Raw genomic sequence first — 4,399 nt, forward strand, 5'->3', positions numbered from 1 at the left:
CGACTACCGGCGGCTGCTGGACCGCACCGGCGTCCCGGCGGCCGTCGTCCACCTGTGGGGAGCCGACACCCGCACCGCCGGCGACGTCACCCGGGCACTCCGCCTCGGCTTCGACAGCCTGTGCGCGCTGGCCACCGTCCTCGGCTCCGCCGCCGACACCCCGGTACCGGTCACCGTGGTCACCGACTCGGCCCGCGCCGTCGCACCCGGCGACGTGCCCGTCGCCGAGCGCGCCACCGCCTTCGGCGCCTGCCTGGTCATCCCCCAGGAGTACCCGTCGCTGCTGGTGCGCGCGGTCGACGTCCGGCTGCCCACCGAGGACCTGCCCGCCCTCGTCGCCGCCGAGATGTGGGGGACCGGCACGGGCCGGTTCGTCGCCCACCGCGACGGCGTCCGGTCCACCCTGGACCACCAACCGGCCGAGCCCGTCGACACCGCCACGCCGTGGCGTCCCCGCGCCAACGGGGTCACCCTGGTCACCGGCGGCCTCGGCCCGGTCGGTCTCCGCCTCGCCGCCCGCCTCGGCGGCCACGTCGTCCTCACCACCCGCCGCCCGCTGCCCGCCCGCGCGGACTGGCCGGCCGTCCTCGACGCCGCCGAGGACCCGGCGCTGTGCGCCCGGCTGCGCGGCCTCACCGACCTCACCGAGCAGGGCGCCAGCGTCGAGGTCGCCACCGTCGACACCACCGACGAGGACGCCCTCCGCGCCCTGGTCACCACCCTGGTCGACCGCCACGGCCGCCTCGACGCGGTCATCCACCTCGCCGGCCTCACCGACCCCGCCGCGTTCGGGGTCCTCGCCGAACTCGACCCGGCGGTCCGAGCCCGCCACTTCGACCCGAAGGTGCACGGCACCCGCGTCCTCGAACGGGTGCTCACCGGGGTCGACGTCGACCGCTGCGTCCTGTTCTCCTCGATCTCCACCATCCTCGGCGGCATCGGCTTCGCCGGCTACGCCGCCGCGAACTCCTTCCTCGACGCCGTCGCCGCCCGCAACACCGGCTGGAGCACCGTCAACTGGGACACCTGGGCCAGCACCGCCGACGCCCTGCGCGACCAGGACTTCGGCAGCACCCAGATCGCCCACTCCCTCACCGAGGACCAGGCGCTGGCCGCCCTCGACCGGGTCCTCACCGCCCCCGCCACCCGCACCCTGGTCAGCGCCGGCGACCTCGCCGGCCGGATCCGGCAGTGGGTCGACCAGGGTGACGACCCGGCCACCGCCGGCGACCGGTTCCCCCGCCCCGACCTCGCCCAGCAGTTCGTCCCACCCCGGGGAGAGGTGGAACGCCGCCTCACCGAGGTGTGGGAGGACGTGCTCGCCATCGACGGCATCGGCTCCCACGACAACTTCGCCGACCTCGGCGGCACCTCCCTGATGGCCCTCCAACTGGTCAAACGGGTGCAACGCGTGTTCGGGATCGCGCTCTCGGCCGTGTCACTGTTCGAGGCACCCAGCGTGCGCACCATGGCCGCCCTGCTGGACCGGGCCGGCGGCCCCGCCGAGGAGGAACCAGCCGACCAGCCACCGGCACCCCCCACCCCCGACCCCACCGGTGCACCCGACCCGATCGCCGTCATCGGCATGGCCGGCCGCTTCCCCGGCGCACCCGACCTGGACACCTTCTGGGCCAACCTCGCCGCCGGCGTGGAGTCCGTCACCGAGTTCACCGAGGACGAACTACGCGCCTCCGGCGTCCCCGAGGCCGACATCCACTCACCGGACTACGTGCCCCGCCGGCCCGTCCTCGACGACATCCGCGGCTTCGACGCCGAGTTCTTCGGCTACAGCCCCCGCGACGCCAGCATCACCGACCCGCAGCACCGGCTGTTCCTCGAGTGCTGCTGGGAAGCCCTCGACGACGGCGGCTACGGCTCCGCCCAGGGCCGCGACCGCGTCGGGGTGTTCGCCGGGTCCAACCTGAGCGCCTACATGGCCCGCCGGCAGGACGCCGTCCGCGACGGCGGCGAAGCCGACCTGTACGCCTCCCTGATCGGCAACGACAAGGACTCGCTGGCCAGCGGGGTCTCCTACAAGCTCGGCCTCACCGGACCCAGCATCAGCGTCCAGACCTTCTGCTCCACCGCCCTGGTCGCCGTGCACCTGGCCTGCCAGAGCCTGCGGACCCGCGAGTGCGAACTCGCCCTCGCCGGGGGTGTCGCCATCCACGTGCCCGACCGGGTCGGGCACCGCTACCAGCCGGGCGGCATGGAGTCCCCGGACGGCCACGTCCGCACCTTCGACGCCGCCGCCGGGGGAACCCTCTTCGGGGACGGCGCCGGAGTGGTGCTGCTCAAACGGCTCGCCGACGCCCTCGCCGACGGCGACACCGTCCACGCCGTCATCCGGGGCTCCGCCGTGAACAACGACGGCTCCCTCAAGGTCGGCTACACCGCGCCCAGCGTCGTCGGCCAGGCCCGCGTCGTCTCCGACGCCCTGCGGGCCGCCCGGGTCCGCCCCGAACAGGTCGGCTACGTCGAAGCCCACGGCACCGCCACCGAACTCGGCGACCCGATCGAGGTGGCCGCGCTGACCAGGGCGTTCGGCGCAGCGCCCCGTCGACAGTCCTGCCCCATCGGATCGGTCAAGACCAACATCGGGCACCTGGCCGCCGCGGCGGGGGCCAGCGGCCTGATCAAGACCGTGCTGGCCCTGCGGAACCGGCGGCTCCCCCCGAGCCTGCACTTCACCACGCCCAACCCGGAGATCGACTTCCCGGCCAGCCCCTTCTACGTCAACACCTCCCTCACCGACTGGACCCGGCCACCCGGTGGCCGGCGCATCGCCGGCGTCAACTCCCTGGGCATGGGCGGCACCAACGTGCACGTCGTCGTCGAGGAAGCCCCCGACCCGGAACCCCGGCCCGCGGCCGGGCACCGCCGCTACCAGCTGGTGCCGCTCTCCGGGCGCACCGCCGAGAGCGCCGACGCCGCCGTCGACCGGCTCCGGAACCACCTCGCCACCCACCCCGGACTGGACCTGCGGGACGTCGCCCACACCCTGCAGACCGGCCGGGAAACCTTCGAACACCGCCGCGCCCTCGTCCTCGCCGCCACCGACGACCTCGCCGGCGGCGCCGAGCCGCCCGCCCCCCTCGTCCGCCGCGACCCGGCCCGGGGCCGCCCGGTGGCGTTCCTGTTCGCCGGCGTCGGCGAGCAGTACCCCGGCATGGTCCGGGAGCTGTACCAGCGCGAACCCCGGTTCCGCGCCACCGTCGACGACTGCGCCGCCGTGCTGGCCGACCTCGTCGACGTCGACGTCGTCGCCCTGCTCACCGGCCCCCGCACCGGGCCGGACAGCCCGCAGGCCCGGGAACTCACCCGCACCGGGACCGCACACCTCGCGGTGTTCGTCGCCGAGTACGCCCTCGCCCGGCTGTTCCTCGACTGGGGCGTCACCCCGGCGGCGATGCTCGGCTACAGCCTGGGGGAGTACGTCGCCGCCTGCCTGGCCGGGGTCCTCTCCCCGCGCGACACCCTGCGGCTCCTCGCGCACCGCGCCACCCTGATCGACGCCCTGCCCGGCGGGGCGATGCTCACCGTGGCGCTGGCACCGGCCGCCCTCGACCGGCGGTTCGGCCCGCTGACCGAGCGGGGACTGGACGTGTGCGCCGTCAACGGCGACGAGATGACCGTCGTCGGAGGGACGGTGGAGGCGGTGGACGCCCTCACCCGGGTCCTCGACGAGGCCGGTGAACCGCACCGCCGGTTCCCCAGCGCCCACGCCTACCACTCCCACCTGCTGCGCCCCGCCCACGACGAGCTGACCCGCTGGGTGGCCGAGAACCTGAACCCACGCCCACCCCGCATCCCCTACCTGTCCAACGTCACCGGCGCCCCCGTGACCGCCGACCAGGTCACCGACCCCGAGTACTGGGCCCGGCACCTGGTGTCCACCGTGCGGTTCGCCGACGGGCTCGGACACCTGCTGGCCGACCCGGACCTGGTGCTGCTGGAACTCGGCCCGGGCCGCTCCCTGGGCGCGATGGCCCGCGCGCACCAGGCCTGCGACCGCGACCGGGGCCCGCTGATCGTGCCCGTCCTGCCGGCCGCCGCCGACACCGACGGCGACGACCACGCCCTGATGGGGGGCCTCGCCCGGCTCTGGCTGTCCGGAGTGGACATCGACTGGCACGCCCACCACGAGGGCGAGGCCCGCCGGGTCCCGCTGCCCTCCTACCCGTTCCAGCGGCGGGAGTACTGGCTGGAGGAGTCCCCCCGGCCGCACCACCCCGCACCCCCGGCGCCGCGGGACACCCCGCTGGACATCAGCACCCTGCCCCTGCTGGACGAGGCGGACTGGCTGCACACCGAGGTGTGGCGGCAGACCCCACCCCCGCGGAGCCCGCTCCCCGCCGCCCGGTGGCTGCTGCTCGTCGACGACCCCGACACGCCGCTC

The 4,399-nt window shown here is 75.2% G+C and carries 1 protein-coding gene; it reads left to right on the forward strand.

The genetic code is table 11. The features are described 5' to 3' along the window. Positions 1-4,399: type I polyketide synthase (locus tag ACTIDRAF_RS32125; protein WP_016700390.1), on the forward strand; the 4,399-nt coding region annotated here is incomplete at both ends.

The sequence above is a fragment of the Actinoalloteichus spitiensis RMV-1378 genome (assembly GCF_000239155.1).
Classification (GTDB): domain Bacteria; phylum Actinomycetota; class Actinomycetes; order Mycobacteriales; family Pseudonocardiaceae; genus Actinoalloteichus_B; species Actinoalloteichus_B spitiensis.